This is a genomic window from Candidatus Nomurabacteria bacterium, from assembly GCA_016699365.1.
GTDB lineage: Bacteria > Patescibacteriota > Minisyncoccia > Phycocordibacterales > UBA9973 > CAZLWF01.
Genome location: CP064973.1, coordinates 597,712 through 615,172 on the forward strand (window position 1 = coordinate 597,712; position 17,461 = coordinate 615,172).

Genomic DNA, 17,461 nt, shown 5'->3' on the forward strand with positions numbered 1-17,461 from the left:
TTAAACAATAAAAATATTATATTTGATGAATCTGATATCGTTGAATATAATTATAGGATATTTGATAGAAGATACTTTGTGTATGATAATAAACTTATACAAAGGTTACGGGAAAAAATAATGAAGCATTTTAAAAATGATAATATTGGATTAATTTCAACAAAAATATTATCAAGTGACTCATACAAACACTCTTTCTTAACTAACCTTGTGGGAGATAGATGTCTTATATCAAATAAGGGTAAAGAGGCAAATTATTATTTTCCTTTATATCTTTACACAGATCAAAATGAAAAAATACCAAACTTGAATAAAGAAATTTGGAATAAGATAAATGAATTAGTGGGGGAAACTAAACCAGAAAATATTTTGGATTATATTTATGCTGTCTTACATTCGTCTACATATCGTAACGAGTATAAAGAATTCTTAAAAATTGATTTTCCTAGAATTCCATATCCAGAAAACAAAGAAGAATTTTGGAAACTTGTTCCACTTGGCACAAAACTGCGTGATTTGCATCTTATGACTGCTCCAGAATGCAATAAACTTATTACTACTTACGGTATTAAAGGCAGTGATACTGTTGAAAAAATTATATATAAAAATGAAAAGGTGTATATAAACGAAACTCAATACTTCGGGGGTGTCCCAGAAGTTGCATGGAATTTCTATATAGGAGGTTATCAACCCGCTCAAAAATGGTTAAAAGACCGAAAAGGACGAACTCTTACTAATTCTGATATTGAGCATTATCAGAAAATTATTGTAGTTTTGGTGGAGACAGATAAGATTATGAAGAAAATAGATCAGTTATTATAGAATATGTCTATGAATACTAAAGACAGTAAAATTGTATATGTGTTCATTGACGCATCCAATCTATGGCAGTCACAAAAAGTGAAAGGTAGGATGTTTGATTTTGAGAAATTAAAAATATTCTTAAAAGAAAAATTTAATGCTAAGGAGCTCCAGATATTTTACTATACCGCTTATCCGAAAGAAGGGACACGAGAACAAAGTCAAGATGGAAAACATAAATTTTACACATATCTTAAAAAGGGACTTGGTTTTATTGTGCGTAAAAAGGAATTAAAAAGAATTGTTCAGCATAGTGATTTGGGTGATTCAATACAGGAAAAAGGAAATATGGATGTTGAAATGACCATTGATGCGATTCATCATTGTAAAAAGTACGACTCCGCGGTTCTTTTTACGGGAGATTCTGATTTTCTCGCTTTAGTTAATTACTTGAGAAACGGTGATAAAAAAGTATATATTTTTTCTTCAAAAAACAATGTGTCTCAAGAATTAAGAACAGGGAGTGACGGTTATTTTGATGTTTTAAATATTAGTCAGGATATTTGGGGTAGAGATCTTAAATATAAGGAAAATAAGACCTAAAAAACAAAGTAGCCCTCCTTTCGGAGGGCTACCCTTGGATGTAATACCCTTAAAGTTTATGGTAAACCTTAAGACAAACTGAGTATATCAAATCTATTCAAAAAGTCAAAGTTTTCCACACCTTTACAAGAATGCCACTCGTGGCATTCTTGTAAAGGGCTAGTGCAAAATGGGCTATGCCCATTTTGCACTAGCGGAGTTGAGATTGTCAATATTGACAAAATAGTCAAATATCCACAAAATAATTTTGAAAAATTAAACTTGAACGATCTGTTAGAAGCTTTAGAGATTATCATTAGATATATTATATCACAGAATAAAAAATAAATATGCAAAAAGTAATTCAGAAAATAAATATTGATACTCGTAAATATAACAAAGCACTACCATTACGTGACAAAAGAATTTGTAATGTTTTAGCTTTAATCATAATGGCCAATTTACCTAAAGCCGAGAACAAGATATGGCATGGGGCGCCGGTATGGTTTCTCGATGGCAATCCTATTGTTGGATACGACAAGTTGAAAGATTGTGTGAGACTGCTTTTCTGGAGCGGACAGGGGTTTGGTGAGAAAGATTTGCAAAAAAGTGGAAGTTTCAAGGCTTCTGAAATCAGATATACAGATGTATCAGAGATCAATGAAAAAGATCTCAAGCGCTGGCTCAAAAAGGCCAAGGAGATACAGTGGGACTATAAAAACATTGTGAAAAGAAAAGGAGTTTTGAAGAAACTGAAATTTAAATAATAATTTATGAAATCATACAAAAATATAACTGAATATATAAAAGATATTCCAAAAGAGCACCGAGGCTATGTTAAAACCTTGCGGAAACTTGCAAAGAAGCTTGTGCCAAAAGGCGAGGAAGCTATCCGTTATGGTATGCCGACTATGCAGATCGATGGCAAGAATTTGCTCCACTACGCAGCCATGAAAGCCCACTTTGGGTTCTATCCTGCACCATCAGGGATCATCGCATTCAAAAGCGAGCTCGATAAAGCAGGTATAGAGTATTCCAAGGGTTGCATCAGATTCCCGTACAACAAACCACTGCCAGTCTCGCTCATAACCAAGATTATTAAGTTCCGCTTGAAAGAAGAGAAAAGTAGATAACAAAACCCCGGCGAGGATACGCCGGGTTTTTGTTTGCTTGATATCATTTTTAGGTATGCTAATATCACAAAAAACAAAAGTTCTTATGGGAATGAACATATTTTCATTTTTGAAAAATAAAACACAAAAAGCTCCAAAAGAAGTCGTTTGTGTAAGATGTAGTAAAAATATATCACCGTACAAAAACTGCTGTATCTTGGGATATGACAACAGGAGTAGTTCTGGTGTCTCGTCAAAAGATATTGAAGTCATATGCTATATGTGCACAAGTCACTTAGGCTTTGAGCCAAATGCCGTATCTGGGATAGGTGGCGTCGTTCCGACGATCTTCTGGACAACAGAAGAGGTCAATAAAATCAGAGAATTAGGAGCAAGGATTCATTTAGAAAATAAAACGAGAAAAGAGAGAAAAAGACAAAACAGAAGAAAAAATAAAATAAAAAGAAAACGCCGTGTATAGCGGTGTTTTATTTTTGTAAATGTTAAAATAGACACATGAAATACATAATCGACGTTCGCACAAAAGAAGAATTTGAAGAAGGAGCTGTCGCTGGAGCGATGAACTTTGACCTTGCAGATATGATGGAGGGTAAGATACCAGAATTACCGAAAGATGCAGAGATCGGACTGTATTGCCGTAGTGGTGGTAGATCAGGCAGAGCAAAGGACATACTCGAGCAAGAGGGCTTCACCAATGTTACAAATCTCGGCGGGCTAGAGGATGCAAAAGAATACTTGAGTCAAACTTTGGTATAATGCATATATGAAAAACTTCACATCGTATTCTGAGCTGTTGAAACCCTCTTGGGCACCGCCATCTTGGATATTTGGCCCTGTATGGACTTTTCTGTATGTATTGATCGCAATATCTTTTGGAAATGTGTTTTACAAGCTAGTAACCAAACAAATTCCTTTTATTGTGGCATTGCCTTTTATTTTGAACTTGGTTTTCAATTTTTCATTTACATATTTCCAATTTGGGCTCAAGAACAATACCCTCGCGGCGATAGACATATTGCTCGTGCTCGGAACGCTCGTATGGGCGATGGTTGCTATATTTCCGCACGCTCGCTGGATCACTTACATCCAGATCCCATATCTACTATGGGTTACTTTTGCAACAGTACTCCAGCTCACTATTACTTTTATAAACAGATAAATATTACTCGAGTATTTTGAATAAAATAAAATAACCCTTTCGGGTTATTGGTTATTGAAATAGTTCTCTGATCAAATTAAAGAAACCTTTTTTCTTTTGTTCTGATCCTGATTTCTTTTCCTTTGGTTTGAATTTACGCTCTTTAATAATCGAGTCGTGTACAAACTCTATTTCTTCGTCTGACAAGTATCCGTATCTCAGTGCGAGTCCTGGAAAAAGATTGCTATGATTTCTCCTTGCTCTTACAAAGTTGGCCGAGAAGCCAAGTGCCATAGCCGTGACATCCACAGCTTTCTCTATGTGTTTTATATCTTTGTAATTGTGATAGTACAAATATATATGAGAGAGCTCGTGGCTTATAGTAGTTACGAATACATCAAAGTCTAAAGTTATGGTATTGGATATCTCTATGATAAACACGTGATCAAGGAGCTTATTTTTTCCTTCAATAAATATTAAAGGTACGAGTACATGCGCCGGCTTGTTCAGGTCTTTTTTAGAGACAACCTTTATCTTGTGGGGGATTTGCATAACATTTTTGATCTCCTGTATTGCCCACGCATACTCCCTCTGTTTAAAGAAAATTTCGGCAGTTTTGAGACTTACGGGTTTCTTGGTTACGTTTTGTAAAGTATAAAGGTACTTCATGATTTCGTTCATGGAAAGAATATTTTTACTATTGTACAATAAATTATAAATATAGTCAATTATTAATAATAAACGGTAAGTTTCCTTGAGCCATATTATTTATGGGTGTAAAATATAGTTATATGAAAAACATTTTTACAAAAGTATTCTCTATTACTACTCTTCGTTTGTTGATGGGTTTTATTTTTCTTTGGGCTTTTTTAGACAAGACTTTCGGCCTAGGTTTTGCTACGACCGCTGACAAAGCTTGGATTTTAGGAGGAAGTCCGACAAGCGGATTCCTAACACATGCAGTTGTTGGTCCTTTCGCTACATTTTTCAATAGCCTAGCGGGAATTGCGCTAGTAGACTGGTTGTTCATGTTGGGACTTCTTTTTGTTGGAGTAACCCTTATCTTAAATAGATATGTTAAATGGGGAGCGCTTGCTGGTATAATGATGCTAATACTTATGTACTTAGCACTACTTTTCCCCGAGAACAATCCTTTTGTCGATGATCACATCGTATATGCTGTACTACTCGGGTATATTGCAATTCATTCAAGAAAATAGAAGTTCAACAAAAAACACATAAATAAAATTATGCGTTTTTTGTTGATTAGTTTTAAAATAAGGATATAGTGTTTTTATGAAAAAGAATTTTACAATCAAAACAAAAGTTTGGCGCTGGCCGGGTGACGGAGGGTGGCACTTTGTTACTTTGGATAAAAAACTATCTCAAGATATACGTAAAGTTTTTACAAAAGGATTCGTTAAAATCCGCGCAGAGATTGGCGACAGTGCTTGGGATACTTCGCTTTTTCCTCACAAAGAATCTGGATATTTACTTTGCATAAATAAGAAAATCCGCTCCAAGGAGGGGATTTTCGAAGGAGACGATGTGAATATAAAAGTAAAAATACTCTAAGCTTTTTTTAGAAATTCTGTTTTTAGAACAATACCTTTCATGCCGTCTACACTACACTCTATTTCGTTTGGTTCATCAGTTAGGCGAATACTTTTAACTTTTGTGCCTTTCTTTATGACAATCGAACTACCTTTTAATTTTAAGTCTTTGATCAAGATTACAGAATCTCCGTGTGCGAGAGTGTTTCCGTTGCTGTCTTTTGTCTCAACCAAATCTTCTATTTCATCTTCTTCTGTGTTGTTTGTGTTGTTCATAACAATGATTGTATACCGGATTTTGTAAAAATGGTAGAATGCGATATCTATGCAAGAACACCCAAACAATCCATTGCAAGGCAAGACGCTTGAGTTCATACTCACGTTTTTAGTTGAGCAATATGGCTGGGAAGAGCTCGGCAGCCAGATCAATATCAATTGTTTTATAAATGACCCAAGTATCAAGTCTAGTCTTACTTTTTTACGCAGAACTCCTTGGGCCAGAAAAAAGGTTGAGGATTTGTATATTTACACCGCGAAGAAAATGAACATAAAGTAAATCTGATTATGCCTACTATTTTGGACTCAAGAGAGAAAAAGTTTTTTGCTATTAGAAAAACACGCAATGGAAAAGGTGTTTTTACACGTATTGGTTTCGGAGAAGGAAAAAGATTGTTCGAAGTAAAAGGTAGATTTGTGACCTGCGATGAAGATGATGATATGGATGAAACAGAAAGGTCAAATGCATACCGATTCGACAGAGACCTTTTTATTAGCCCAAAAGACAGATTGGCTGATATGGTCAATCACTCGTGTACGCCAAACGCCAAAGTTGTTAAAGATAACGACAAGCTCTATGTATATTCAATCAGTGAGATATTAAAATGGAGTGAGGTTTTTATTGACTATTCGACGATCATAGCCAAGGATGATATTTGGACGATGAAATGTAACTGTGGAAGTGATAAATGCAGAAAGATTGTAAAGAATTTTGCAAAATTATCCAAAAAAACCCAAGATATATACAAGAAAAACAAAATTGTTCCGGATTTCATTTTAAAAATAAGAGGGTAGTATGCTGTACTATTTATCAAAATTAGTTTAATATTGGGGATATGGCAAAAAGAACAAGTCAGGATATCAAGCCTCAAAATCATCACCCTCGCAAGACAAAGAAGCGTCTTGCTGCAAAGAAGGCGATGCTTGCGGCTCGAAAGCCTAAGTTAAATCGAAAAAGCAAGAGAAGAAAGTAAATTCTCGCAAAAACCCTCATAACCGGAGCGGTTTTTTGTTTGATGGATTAGTAAAGCAAGATTGTTGTATAATAAGGATATGAAAGGATACAAAGACAATATAGAAAAATTAACACAAGAAAACGAAGCTTTTCGCAAGGTTTTATATACAGGCAAGCACTCACAGCTTGTATTGATGAGTCTTTTACCAGGTGAAGAGATTGGTCTTGAAGTGCACACTGAAAACGATCAATTTTTTAGATTTGAAAAGGGGAATGGTAAAGTGCTGATTGATGGCAATACTTATGATGTGACTGACGGTGATGCTGTTGTTGTTCCAAGTGGCGCAGAACACAATGTTATAAATACTTCTGATACTGAAAGTTTAAAGCTGTACACAATATATTCTCCAGCTCATCACAAAGACGGAATCATACGTGAGACAAAAGCTATCGCCATGGCCGAAGAAGCAGAATTTGATGGAGTAACTACTGAATAATCTAGATAGAGATGAAAAGTAGTGAAATATACGATTGTATAGTAGTTGGAGGTGGTGCAAGTGGCATGATGGCTGCTGGAGTTGCTGCAGAGAACGGCAAGAGGGTGTTGATACTTGAGAAGAATCAATCTCTCGGAGAAAAACTCAAGATTACTGGAGGCGGTAGATGTAACATAACAAATGCCGAAGAAGATCTGCGTACACTCCTAAAATCATATGACTCATCGGCGGATTTTTTATTTTCGCCATTTTCACAATTTAGCAACAAGGATACTTTTACTTTTTTTGAAAAACTGGGCCTACCTATAGTAGTCCAAGCCCGCAAACGTGCATTCCCCGAAAGCGAGAAGGCTTATGATGTGTATCAAACACTCAAAAAATATATTGATAGAGGCAAGGTAGAAGTCAGACTCGGTGAAGCAGTGTTAAAGATTGTGCGCGATGGTAGTGGTAAAAATATTGCTAGTGTAAAGACAAAAGATGGAATATACAAATCCAAATCTTTTATATTTGCTACAGGAGGAGTTTCGCATCCAGAAACTGGTTCTACTGGCGATGGTTTCAAGTGGCTTCGTGATCTCGGTCATGAAGTTGTAAATCCTACACCTACAATCGTACCACTTAAGGTTCCAGAGAAATGGGTACACGAACTCGCGGGGGTTTCTATGTCTTTTATGAAAATAATATTTTATCTGGACGGCAAGAAGCAATTTTCAAAAACTGGCAAAGTACTCTTCACACACTTTGGTTTATCTGGACCACTGATTTTAAATAGTTCAAAAAAAGTTTCCGATTTACTACACAGCGGTATTGTAACTGCAAAGATAGATGCATACCCAGATACAGAACTTGGTGATTTGGAAAAGAAAATAATTAAAGTCTTTGACGCAAACAAAAACAAAGCTCTTAAAAATGTTTTCAAGGATATAGTTCCACCAGGTATGACAAAGGGACTGGAAATGTTGTTCAAGGATATAGATTTTGATACAAAGGTTCACTCTATAACAAAAGAAGAACGTAAATACATAGTCCAGACTCTCAAAGCCCTACCTGTAACAATATCTGGCCTAATGGGCTATGACAGAGCTGTGGTGGCCGATGGAGGGGTTGTGTTGACCGAGATAGACACCAAGACTATGCGCTCCAAGCTTTACAACAATCTATATCTAACAGGAGACTTACTCCACATAAACAGGCCTTCGGGTGGCTTTTCACTACAGCTTTGTTGGACGACTGGATATGTCGCAGGTAAAAATGTATAAAGAAAAAGCCCTCGCATGCGCAAGGGCTTTTGTTTTTAGGCGACGCCTAGTTTGTACAATGTTTTGAAGTGTGACCGTATGGCGCCAAAAAAGGATATTTTGTTGTAGGTTATATTGTGTTTCTTGCAAACACTTTCTACTATTCCTGACATCTTTGGATAATGCACGTGAGATATGTTTGGAAATAGATGATGAACTGTTTGAAAATTCAAACCTCCTACTAACCAAGATATGACTTTGGAATTTACCGCAAAGTCTGAAGTTTCTCTAACTTGGCTCTCTGCCCAAGATACTTCAATCTTACCCGTTTCTTTATCTACCATAGGAAATGTGCTCGTCTCTACAACATGCGCTAGTTGAAATACTATTGATATTACAAATCCGCAAGTTACACCGCACACGCTAAAGCCGATTAACATAGGAACAAATCCAATCAATATCCAAGGTAAGATTAGAAAAATAAAAGCATAACTTATCTTACTAACCCAAAATAACACGTGATCGAGTTTGCTCATTTTTATACTATGACCGTGAACTTTTCCCGAAAAGTATTTTCTGAAATCCATGATTGCGACCCAGGATATATAGAGCAAGCAATACAAGAGTGGCGCATAAAATGCCTGGAAGCGATGAAAGAATAATTTTTTATGCTCATCTTTTAGTGTCCGAATCAGTGGATAGAAACTTATATCCTCATCGGCAACTGTATTTACATAAGAGTGATGCAGGACAACATGTTTCTTCTTCCATAGTGGACTTGAAGCACCTAGTAACTCAAGAGATCGGACCATGATTTCATTGACCCATCTCTTTTTTGAATATGCTCCATGTGATGCGTCGTGCATGATGTTGAATCCAACTCCTGCAAATACGAGTCCCAGTAGTGCACAAAGGAAAAGAGCAGCACCAGTACTATCAGGTGTATAGAAAACTATACATACATAGAGAACTGGTATTAGGATCAAGAAAAAAATAGTTTTAATACGCAGATTCCAATTCCCGTATTTTGAAATATTGTTTTTCTCAAAATAAGCATTGATTTCGCGAAGCAAATCATTTTTGAATGAATTGTCGGTGTTGTTGTATTTTATATTCATATTCGGTTGTTTTAGAACGTTTAGAATTAAGTATACATTCTAAATTAATATCAACAAATTATTTCAAAAATGTAATAATACTAAGTATGAAAACTAGTGAAAAGATTAAATCTTTACGCCTACCAATTGGGGGGTATGTTGTAATAGGAAGTGCTTTAATGGAGGAGCTTGGGATTAGAAAGGCTGTTGATATTGATATTTCAGTGACAGAAGAACTATTTAATTCACTTAGGTCTAGTAACGCATGGAGGGAGGAAACCAGATATGGAAAGATTTTTTTGAAAAAAGATAACGTAGAAATAAATTCAGAACTTTCGTGGCAAGAATATAAAACTACTACACTAGATGCTATACAATCAGCCACTTTTATTGACGGTGTCCCTTATATGAACATAGAGGAACTTAAAAAATTTAAAAAAGCACTTGGGCGTAAAAAAGATTTTAAAGACATAGAGTTGCTTATTAGTTATCAGGCAAAGGAGAATAATTGAGCGCTCTTTTTATACTTGAGACTATATAAGTAAAAAAATAAATCCCCGTAAAATACGGGGATTGTTTTTATATTTGCTTTAGAGCAAGCAACAATGCGCTCACCAAGGTTTCTTTTCGAGTTATTTTACCTTTAGAGAGTATTGAGTGCGGGTCCTGATGGTCTCCGCCAAGCTTTTCTGCAATAACTCTGCCTACGGTATTTTTCTCAAACCCACGGCTTTTTGCTTCACGAACATATTGTTCGGGAAAAACTATACCCGGAGAAGAAACTACTATCTCGCGATCTTCTGGTGTTAAGACCACAATCATAGCAAATTCGAGTGTAAGTGAATTGTGAGCAAGGCGGATAATTCCATTTTCAATACCAATTGCGATAGTATCATCCGCTTTTTCTTTGGCTAGCTGTGCTCTGTTCAAAGCGCCAGCATATATTTCAGTAAAACCTGCTGGCTGTTCGTTCTGGCCAGAAGGAACCTTGACTGCACTTAAGATCAGATCAAGACCAAGTGTTTTGCAAGCTTCCTCTACAGCGCTTCTTTTTAGAGTGCTGGTGGTACCGAGTGTTATCTTTATTCCATTCATATGTTTACAATTTCGTCCATACAGTAAAGTATTATTTGAATTTTGTCAAATAAAGAGTTATCCAGTTACATATATACAAACCCATACTAAATATTGTATAATTGTATTTGCTAGAGAACTTAATAATTAATTTAGTAAGCCAGCACATTAAAAGGTGTGTTTCGGCCAAAGTAAAATATGCCAGCAAAAAAAGCAAATTCTGCATTTATGAAACCTATGAATGTTAGTGAGGAACTAGCAGCTGTAGTAGGAAAGGGTCCAATGCCTCGTTCTGAGGTTGTAAAAGCTCTATGGGTATACATCAAGAAGAATGATCTTCAAGACCCAAAGAATAAGAGAAATATAATTGCAGATGCAAATCTAAAGGCTGTGTTTGGAGGGAAGGAAGTAGTGAACATGTTCGAAATGACAAAGCTCGTTTCAAAACACCTTTCATAATCACAATCTGTCTGTGCGAAATAAAAATAATCTCTTCTGGGGATTATTTTTATTTTATCTACATAAAAGTTATATTTAACATATGAAAGAAATTTTAGCGATCTTAGGAGGAGTGATTGCAGTAGTGGGAAATATTCCATACCTAATTGATGTGTTGAAGCACAGAATTCAACCGCATCCATATACGTGGCTTGTTTGGACAATTGTATCGGGGGTAATATTTTTTGGCCAGATTGCGGGTGGTGCAGGCGTCGGAGCTATTCCAACCGGGGCTGCCGAAATTTTTACATTAATTATATTTTTATTCTCATTAAGATATGGATTTAAAAATATCAAGAAAACAGACACATATTTTTTAATCGCTGCACTTTTAGGTTTAATTCCGTGGGTTTTAAGTAAAGACCCAACCATATCTGTGATTATTGTGGTTTGTATAGACTTGATTGCGTTTATTCCTACGCTTAGAAAAACATGGGAAAAGCCCAGCACAGAAACCCCAGTTTTATACAGCATGAATGTAGTAAGGCACATACTGACACTGTTTTCATTGCAGGCTTACAATATAGCAACAATGCTACATTCAATTTTTATGATAATTTTGAACACAATAATGGCAGGAATCATAATTGGAGGTAAATATAAGAAATAGTAAATATGCTATTATATATAGTATGAAGATTGAAAAGCTTGAACAATCAGGGTTTATTTTTGAAACGGAAAATGGTTTTAGATTAGCCTTGGATATAGGCAGATTTACACCAATCGAAAAACTTGAAGGTGTAGAAGTAGACGCCTTCCTAGTTTCCCATATTCACGGAGATCATTTTTCGATTGATCACATAAGAGCACTTGGTCCAAAGAAGGTTTATGTGAACAATGAGTGTGAGGAAGCGCTCGGGGAAGATGTTTTACCTTTTGAGATTGTTACTATAAAAGATGGGGACAATCTGAAGATAGGTGATATAGATCTAAAAGTTTTTAATGTGGATCATGGCCCAAATGTTTCTGCTCCACTAGAAGAGAACTTTGGATTTTTATTGGAAGTCGATTCAAAAAAAATATATTTTGCTGGAGATATGTTTTATGAATCAGGTATAGATGTTTCGAATTTAGAAGTTGACCTAGCACTTATTCCAGTTGGAGGATTTTATACTTTTGGACCAGAAGAGGCTTCTGTATTTATAAGAAAATTTAGCAAAATCAACGAAGTGGTATCTATGCATTATGACAAAACTCCTGAGACAAAAATTAAATTCCTAGAACTTGCTGAATCTGATTTTAAAATATCTTAAGTAAAATGAAAATTGTCGTAAAAGCCAAGACAGGTTCGAAGGTAGAAAAAGTAGAGCGTATAACCGAAGAGCCGTTGGATCTTCCGGGGTTGGTGCGGGAGAGTCCAATCTACAAAGTGCTTGTAAAAGATGTCCCTGTTGATGGAAAAGCTAATCGCGCAATCATAAAAGCACTGTCTAAATATTTTGATGTCCCTCAAGGCAGAGTAAACCTCATCAAAGGAGAATCTTCAAAAACTAAAATCTTTGAAATAAATTGATTTAAAAATTAGAATTAACAAAAAATAATTATGAATAAAAATAAAAAAATAATTTTAGCTGTTTGCGTGATTGTTGTTGCTGGGATACTAGGATATTTACTAATCAATAGACCTGCAAAAAACCAAGAGCCCGTGACAGACTCAAATGGTGGGATACAGCTTTGTTTTTACCGAGAAAATATAACATCAAGTAAGCTAATAGATAAGACTTGGCTAACAATGTATCTGAAGGGTACAGAAGTTACAGGTGAGCTTCACAATATCCCTGCCGAAAAAGATAGTAAAAGAGGGCCTTTTATTGGAAGTGTCGGGGATGTAGACAAGATGGCAATGGCACGCACAGCGGATGTATGGTGGGAAACAACAGGTGAGGGTATGACAAACAAGGAGCAACTATCTATAATATTTGGCGAAGGTGTTGCTAGTGTCGGTTTTGGGGAAATGGTAGATAGAGGTGATGGGATTTATGTATACAAAGATATAAATACAGTGGACTACAGCCTAGAACTAAATGATGTGTCTTGTGAAGACTTGTTTGAGAAGATTGTTGTAGAAGATTATATACGCAAGAACATATCTACAATATCTACAAAAGCACCAGTTTTAGGAGGATCCTGGTATGTTGTTAGTGTAGATATAAGTACATCCAAAGATACAGCAACAGTTGTGTACGAAGATGGACATGTTCAAGAATCAGAAAAATTCAAATATACACAGGAGGGCAATACTGTGAATATTGTTTATTAAAATAAGTGTTAATATATATATTGTATTTATAAATTTAATTTTTAGAACATGGCAAAAGGAAACGAATCAAGAAGAAAAGAAAAAAAGAAGCCAAAGAAAGACAAGAAATAATTTGGTAAAAAGAAAAACCACTCGTGAGAGCGGTTTTTCTTTTCTAATCGGAGGTATTATGCGCGTGCAACGTTTACAGCGCTTTTGCCTTTTGGTCCGTCTTCAACTTCGAATGACACAGTGTCACCTTGTCTTAGATCTGAGAAATCAACACCTGAAAGAGAGTTTGCGTGAAAGAAAAGATCTTTATCGAAACCTTCTGCAGTGATGAATCCAAAATTTTTACCATCTACGAGTGTTTTTATAGTACCAGTCATGAAAATTTTGCTAGCTAATAAAATTACAAATGAAAGGTATGTTTGAGAAATCGACTTATTTCGAACCACAACTTCTTTTGTATGTCAAGTATACAGGATAAAGCCTGTTCTGTCAAGGGGAAAACTACTTTTTATATCTAAAAGGGCATTATATGGTATAATTCTATGCACATTACAAGTAACAAAATCACATTTTATGGACACTATATTTCTAATCGGACGCATCATATTTGGAGGATATTTTATATATAACGGAGTAAATCACGTTTTTCACTACAAAAACCTTACTGGATACGCAAAGATGAAAGGCGTACCAGCAGCTAGTTTTAGTGTTGTTTTATCAGGAATTATAATGTTACTTGGAGGATTGTCTGTACTACTAAACATTAGAATGATACTTGGTTTTTGGTTGATAGTACTATTTTTGGTACCTACAACTTTTATTATGCATGCTTTTTGGAAAGAGAAAGATCCTAGTGCAAAAATGAATGAGACAATCGCTTTTACTAAAAATATGGCACTTATAGGAGCGAGCTTGATTATGATTGCTTCAGTTTTCGTTTCTTTCTAGGTTTTATATATAAAATCTGATATAAAATAAAAACTATGTCTAAAAAAGATTACTATGAGGTGCTTGGCGTATCAAAGACCGCCACAAAAGATGAGATCAAAAAAGCTTTTCACAAGCTAGCTCATAAATACCATCCTGATAAAAACAGTGGGGATGATTCGAAGTTCAAAGAAGCCAACGAAGCTTACCAGACACTTTCTGATGAAACAAAAAGAGCTCAGTACGACCAATTTGGTCAGAGTTTTCCAGGTGGCGGAGCAGGAGCTGGTGGATTTGGAGGTTTTGATTTCAATGGGGGTTTCCAAGGAGCCCAGGGTTTTGATATGGGAGATCTAAACGAAATATTCTCAGAATTCTTTGGAGGAGGAATGGGGCACGGTAGACAATCCAGAAGAGGTAGAGATATCTCCACAGAACTAAGTATATCTTTTTATGAATCTGTTTTTGGAGTAAATCGTAAAATACTAATTACAAAAGTTTCTTCATGTAATACTTGTGAAGGTAGTGGTGCAAAAAAGGGTACTAGTACTGAAACTTGTAAGACTTGTAATGGAAATGGTCAGATCAGAGAAATGAAAAGATCTTTCTTGGGAACTATTAGTACAAATAGAGTATGTGATGATTGTGGAGGTAGTGGAAAAGTGCCAAAAGAAAAATGCGCAGATTGCCGTGGTGCTGGTGTGCGACGCCGTGAGGAAGAGGTTTCTATAAAGATTCCTAGTGGTATCCAGAACGGAGAGATGATACGCATGACAGGTATGGGAGAAGCTATATCTCATGGAGCAACAGGAGACTTATATATAAAAATAAACGTAACACCACATGCGACCTTTACTCGAGAAGGGTCAAATCTAAACATGAGTCTGAGTATAAAGCTTACTGACGCCTTACTCGGAGCTGATTATAAAATTGAAACTTTAGACGGAGAGGTGACACTTAAAATACCCGAAGGGATTACTCATGGAGAGATTTTACGCATAAAAGAAAAAGGTGTACCAAAATCTCAAGGTAAAAGAGGGGATTTGCACATAAAAATTCTAATCAAATTCCCAAACAAATTAAATAAAAAAACACGTGAAAAAATAGAGGAATTAAGACAAGAGGGGTTATAAAATTAATTAATTAATAAATAAAAATATGCAAACTTGGTTTATATTAGCCGCAATCGTAGCACCGCTATGTTTTGCTCTTGTAAATATATCTGATTCATATCTTGTAAAGCACGTTGCTCCTATAAAAGCACTCTTCCTATTTTCTGGATTGTTTACTTTTGTGGTTGCAATAGTCTTTCTTGTAATTAGTCTGTCTACTGGAATAGAGATAATACTACCAACATCTACGATCTTAATTCTTCTAGTATCTGGATTTCTGGAGTTTGTGTGGCTATGGTTTTATCTCAAAGCCCTAGACAATGAAGACGTTCCAGTATCATCAATCATTCCATTCTTTCAGCTAATAGGAGTTTTCATATACATACTAGGAATAATATTTCTGGACGAAAGACTTGCATTAGACAACCTGTTCTACGCTTTCTTGGTACTTCTAGGTGGAGCCTTGCTAACAATAGACTTCAAGGAGTTTAAATTTAGAGCTCGTGAGGCAGGGCTTATGAGTATAGCAGCTCTCATAATTGCACTCGGTTCTGTGTTCTTCAAGACTCAGGCGATGGATGACCTATCTCTTTTCCCGAGTGCAATGTTTTGGATGAGCTTGGGTATGGCGATAACAGCTCTGGTTTGCTATATAGTTCTACCTAGTTTTAGAAAAGAACTCCATGATACTATGCGAGAAAATCGAAAGAGTAAAACTACAATCGCACTCAATATTTCAAATGAAGTATTTAATGCTATTGGTCTTGTGGCAGTAATGTACGCAAGCTTGAAAATTCAAATTGCACAAGTGTATGCTGTAGGATCTTTACAATTTCTATACGTATTTTTAATTGGAGTGATTGGAACATTGTTGTTGCCAAAAATTTTCAATGAAAACTTATCGAAAGCAAGTCTTATACCAAAAATAATTGCAATTGTACTTATGATTGTCGGAGGCGCAATGCTTGAGATGCGAAACTAAAACATAAAAAACCGCTCGTATGAGCGGTTTTTACTATAGATAACCCCAGTCACGAAGCCTCTTTTCATCTCGGTCCATAAAACGTCTACCAACGTCATTTCTATAAATCATCTTAGGAATGATAACTTTGTCTATGCGATTGTAGGTATCTTCTATGGCTAGAGGTAAGGTTTCTCCCATACCGGTGACGTAAAGCACATAACCACGATTGTCTGATATATAAAATTGATTCACGTTGTCTACATCTCTAGAAATTTCTTCAAAATGAATATGCTCAGGATCTTCACCTGTTAGATTGTGGAAAAATACATTCATCCCATAAAACTCACTTGAAGGTTCTTTTTTTGTATAAGGAAAAGGTGGAACAGCAATTAGTACGACCAATCCATAGCCTTTCTTGTATTTTAAATCATATTTTTCACCTCGAGCCACTGCGTATAAAAATTCTCCCCAAGGCGATACATGTATTTCATCGTGCAGGTGAATAATAGGTGATCCAAACCTAGGAGTAGCTTCAAGTGGCCACGCACCTTCTTCGTCTACAATACAGTTAATTTCAAAATCTCCTCTAAAATCAATCTCTCTCAGATAGGGAGCTAGGGGATTTAAAACTTCCTTGAATAGCTTGTTGTTTTCATCTTCGCTGTACCAAGCCAAGGTACCCATCTCACTGGTTGTTGGGCCAATATCTCCTGGGAAGAATTTTTTATGTTCTATATTGAATTCTATTGGTCCAACCCAATCAGTGCCATTGAAATATCTACCAACTCCAATCTCAATCCCGTTTATTTTTTCTTGTAGAGTTATCCTTTCTTTGTTTATTTTTGGATTGGTAAGATAATTTTTCAACACACTTAAAACATCTCTTCCGTCTTCAAAGAAACCCACGTAGTTTATACTTTTAGAAGCGTGGCCGTTTTGTTTAACAACCCAAGCTTTTGGATTTTTCTCGACATACTCAATAGCGTCATACATTGCTTCAAAATCTTTTGTCTCCTTTGTTTTAAGTCCGTATTTACTAAATATAATTTGAGCATATTCACGATCGGTCTCAAGCCTATCTCCTTCAACAGATCCACCAAAAACTGTATAGCCTTGTTTTCTAAGTTTTGATTGCTCTTTGCCCCAACCAACATCATCAAATACAATAAGTCCATTTTTCCCAACCCAAGGAAGCTCTGCTTTCCAGTTTGTTGTTTTGGGAACTATAAAGTCTAAGTTTCCGCGACGAGCGCGCTCATGAACATACAACTTTACCTCATGACCTTCATCTACAAGTCGACGGGCCAAGTTTCCAGCTATAAGGTCATTTGATATAAATAAAATTCTCATGATATAATATCG

Annotated in this window: 29 protein-coding genes; 23 read left to right on the forward strand and 6 right to left on the reverse strand. The window is 35.8% G+C overall.

The window, feature by feature from the left end:
- The first annotated feature begins 15 nt into the window (after positions 1–15).
- The 7 genes from IPJ63_03425 to IPJ63_03455 all read left to right on the forward strand — a co-directional run bounded on the left by IPJ63_03425 (position 16) and on the right by IPJ63_03455 (position 3,675).
- Positions 16–822, forward strand: coding sequence for a hypothetical protein (locus IPJ63_03425; protein ID QQR77023.1), 807 nt, complete (start codon positions 16–18; stop codon positions 820–822).
- A gap of 9 nt (positions 823–831) precedes the next feature.
- Entirely contained in the window at positions 832–1,404 is a 573-nt protein-coding gene (locus tag IPJ63_03430; GenBank protein QQR76521.1) for an NYN domain-containing protein, read from the forward strand.
- A gap of 329 nt (positions 1,405–1,733) precedes the next feature.
- Complete coding sequence (locus IPJ63_03435) at positions 1,734–2,150, forward strand: DUF1801 domain-containing protein (protein ID QQR76522.1); 417 nt, start codon at positions 1,734–1,736, stop codon at positions 2,148–2,150.
- Between the two features lie 6 nt (positions 2,151–2,156).
- Complete coding sequence (locus IPJ63_03440) at positions 2,157–2,516, forward strand: DUF1801 domain-containing protein (protein ID QQR76523.1); 360 nt, start codon at positions 2,157–2,159, stop codon at positions 2,514–2,516.
- Between the two features lie 55 nt (positions 2,517–2,571).
- Positions 2,572–2,976 (forward strand): hypothetical protein, encoded by a 405-nt coding sequence (locus tag IPJ63_03445; GenBank protein QQR76524.1) that lies wholly within the window; start codon positions 2,572–2,574, stop codon positions 2,974–2,976.
- A 35-nt stretch (positions 2,977–3,011) separates the two neighbouring features.
- Complete coding sequence (locus IPJ63_03450; protein QQR76525.1) at positions 3,012–3,272, forward strand: rhodanese-like domain-containing protein; 261 nt, start codon at positions 3,012–3,014, stop codon at positions 3,270–3,272.
- Positions 3,273–3,279: 7 nt separating this feature from the next.
- Positions 3,280–3,675, forward strand: coding sequence for a tryptophan-rich sensory protein (locus tag IPJ63_03455; protein ID QQR76526.1), 396 nt, complete (start codon positions 3,280–3,282; stop codon positions 3,673–3,675).
- A gap of 51 nt (positions 3,676–3,726) precedes the next feature.
- On the opposite strand, the gene IPJ63_03460 is transcribed toward IPJ63_03455, so the two are convergent.
- Positions 3,727–4,335: a hypothetical protein gene (locus IPJ63_03460; GenBank protein QQR76527.1), complete on the reverse strand. Its 609-nt coding sequence runs from the start codon at positions 4,333–4,335 to the stop codon at positions 3,727–3,729.
- Between the two features lie 110 nt (positions 4,336–4,445).
- Between IPJ63_03460 and IPJ63_03465 the strand changes: the two genes are divergently transcribed.
- Both IPJ63_03465 and IPJ63_03470 read left to right on the forward strand, forming a co-directional pair.
- Positions 4,446–4,874, forward strand: coding sequence for a hypothetical protein (locus IPJ63_03465; protein QQR76528.1), 429 nt, complete (start codon positions 4,446–4,448; stop codon positions 4,872–4,874).
- Between the two features lie 76 nt (positions 4,875–4,950).
- Positions 4,951–5,229 (forward strand): DUF1905 domain-containing protein, encoded by a 279-nt coding sequence (locus IPJ63_03470; protein QQR76529.1) that lies wholly within the window; start codon positions 4,951–4,953, stop codon positions 5,227–5,229.
- Here IPJ63_03470 and IPJ63_03475 read toward each other — a convergent pair.
- Positions 5,226–5,483, reverse strand: coding sequence for an alkylphosphonate utilization protein (locus IPJ63_03475; protein QQR76530.1), 258 nt, complete (start codon positions 5,481–5,483; stop codon positions 5,226–5,228). The genes IPJ63_03470 and IPJ63_03475 overlap by 4 nt on opposite strands.
- Before the next feature lie 49 nt (positions 5,484–5,532).
- On the opposite strand from IPJ63_03475, the gene IPJ63_03480 reads away from it, so the two are divergent.
- The 5 genes from IPJ63_03480 (at position 5,533) to IPJ63_03500 (ending at position 8,197) form a co-directional block, all read left to right on the forward strand.
- The gene (locus IPJ63_03480; GenBank protein ID QQR76531.1) at positions 5,533–5,763 is read left to right on the forward strand and encodes a DUF2132 domain-containing protein; all 231 of its coding nucleotides are present in this window, start codon (positions 5,533–5,535) and stop codon (positions 5,761–5,763) included.
- An 8-nt stretch (positions 5,764–5,771) separates the two neighbouring features.
- Positions 5,772–6,278 (forward strand): SET domain-containing protein, encoded by a 507-nt coding sequence (locus IPJ63_03485; GenBank protein QQR76532.1) that lies wholly within the window; start codon positions 5,772–5,774, stop codon positions 6,276–6,278.
- A 41-nt stretch (positions 6,279–6,319) separates the two neighbouring features.
- Entirely contained in the window at positions 6,320–6,457 is a 138-nt protein-coding gene (locus IPJ63_03490; protein QQR76533.1) for a hypothetical protein, read from the forward strand.
- 79 nt (positions 6,458–6,536) lie between these two features.
- Entirely contained in the window at positions 6,537–6,935 is a 399-nt protein-coding gene (locus tag IPJ63_03495) for a cupin domain-containing protein (GenBank protein QQR76534.1), read from the forward strand.
- Between the two features lie 11 nt (positions 6,936–6,946).
- A complete protein-coding gene (locus IPJ63_03500; GenBank protein QQR76535.1) occupies positions 6,947–8,197 on the forward strand; it encodes an NAD(P)/FAD-dependent oxidoreductase in 1,251 nt (416 codons plus the stop codon).
- Positions 8,198–8,232: 35 nt separating this feature from the next.
- Here the strand turns inward: IPJ63_03500 and IPJ63_03505 are convergent, their stop codons facing one another.
- A complete protein-coding gene (locus IPJ63_03505) occupies positions 8,233–9,294 on the reverse strand; it encodes an acyl-CoA desaturase (GenBank protein ID QQR76536.1) in 1,062 nt (353 codons plus the stop codon).
- An 86-nt stretch (positions 9,295–9,380) separates the two neighbouring features.
- Here IPJ63_03505 and IPJ63_03510 point away from each other — a divergent pair, with 86 nt between their 5' ends.
- Positions 9,381–9,785 carry a hypothetical protein gene (locus IPJ63_03510; GenBank protein ID QQR76537.1) on the forward strand — a complete coding sequence of 135 codons (405 nt, stop codon included), beginning with the start codon at positions 9,381–9,383 and terminating at the stop codon, positions 9,783–9,785.
- Between the two features lie 67 nt (positions 9,786–9,852).
- Here IPJ63_03510 and IPJ63_03515 read toward each other — a convergent pair whose 3' ends face one another.
- On the reverse strand, positions 9,853–10,368 hold the full coding sequence (locus IPJ63_03515; protein QQR76538.1) for a DUF84 family protein: 516 nt from the start codon (positions 10,366–10,368) through the stop codon (positions 9,853–9,855).
- Between the two features lie 177 nt (positions 10,369–10,545).
- Here IPJ63_03515 and IPJ63_03520 point away from each other — a divergent pair, with 177 nt between their 5' ends.
- The 5 genes from IPJ63_03520 (at position 10,546) to IPJ63_03540 (ending at position 13,105) form a co-directional block, all read left to right on the forward strand.
- Entirely contained in the window at positions 10,546–10,806 is a 261-nt protein-coding gene (locus tag IPJ63_03520; protein QQR76539.1) for an SWIB/MDM2 domain-containing protein, read from the forward strand.
- Between the two features lie 82 nt (positions 10,807–10,888).
- Positions 10,889–11,455, forward strand: a complete 567-nt coding sequence (locus IPJ63_03525; GenBank protein ID QQR76540.1) for a hypothetical protein — start codon at positions 10,889–10,891, stop codon at positions 11,453–11,455.
- Positions 11,456–11,477: 22 nt separating this feature from the next.
- A complete protein-coding gene (locus tag IPJ63_03530; GenBank protein ID QQR76541.1) occupies positions 11,478–12,098 on the forward strand; it encodes an MBL fold metallo-hydrolase in 621 nt (206 codons plus the stop codon).
- Positions 12,099–12,103: 5 nt separating this feature from the next.
- A complete protein-coding gene (locus IPJ63_03535) occupies positions 12,104–12,358 on the forward strand; it encodes a DUF167 domain-containing protein (protein QQR76542.1) in 255 nt (84 codons plus the stop codon).
- Positions 12,359–12,388: 30 nt separating this feature from the next.
- Positions 12,389–13,105 carry a hypothetical protein gene (locus IPJ63_03540; protein QQR76543.1) on the forward strand — a complete coding sequence of 239 codons (717 nt, stop codon included), beginning with the start codon at positions 12,389–12,391 and terminating at the stop codon, positions 13,103–13,105.
- A 167-nt stretch (positions 13,106–13,272) separates the two neighbouring features.
- Here IPJ63_03540 and IPJ63_03545 read toward each other — a convergent pair whose 3' ends face one another.
- Complete coding sequence (locus tag IPJ63_03545) at positions 13,273–13,473, reverse strand: cold shock domain-containing protein (protein QQR76544.1); 201 nt, start codon at positions 13,471–13,473, stop codon at positions 13,273–13,275.
- 196 nt (positions 13,474–13,669) lie between these two features.
- Here IPJ63_03545 and IPJ63_03550 point away from each other — a divergent pair, with 196 nt between their 5' ends.
- From IPJ63_03550 to IPJ63_03560, 3 genes are read left to right on the forward strand one after another with little or no spacing between them, the layout of a single operon-like run.
- Positions 13,670–14,044, forward strand: coding sequence for a DoxX family protein (locus tag IPJ63_03550; GenBank protein ID QQR76545.1), 375 nt, complete (start codon positions 13,670–13,672; stop codon positions 14,042–14,044).
- A 35-nt stretch (positions 14,045–14,079) separates the two neighbouring features.
- Positions 14,080–15,156: a molecular chaperone DnaJ gene (gene dnaJ, locus IPJ63_03555; GenBank protein ID QQR76546.1), complete on the forward strand. Its 1,077-nt coding sequence runs from the start codon at positions 14,080–14,082 to the stop codon at positions 15,154–15,156.
- Between the two features lie 25 nt (positions 15,157–15,181).
- A complete protein-coding gene (locus IPJ63_03560; GenBank protein ID QQR76547.1) occupies positions 15,182–16,117 on the forward strand; it encodes an EamA family transporter in 936 nt (311 codons plus the stop codon).
- A gap of 33 nt (positions 16,118–16,150) precedes the next feature.
- On the opposite strand, the gene IPJ63_03565 is transcribed toward IPJ63_03560, so the two are convergent.
- Positions 16,151–17,449, reverse strand: a complete 1,299-nt coding sequence (locus IPJ63_03565) for a hypothetical protein (GenBank protein ID QQR76548.1) — start codon at positions 17,447–17,449, stop codon at positions 16,151–16,153.
- Positions 17,450–17,461 lie beyond the last annotated feature (12 nt).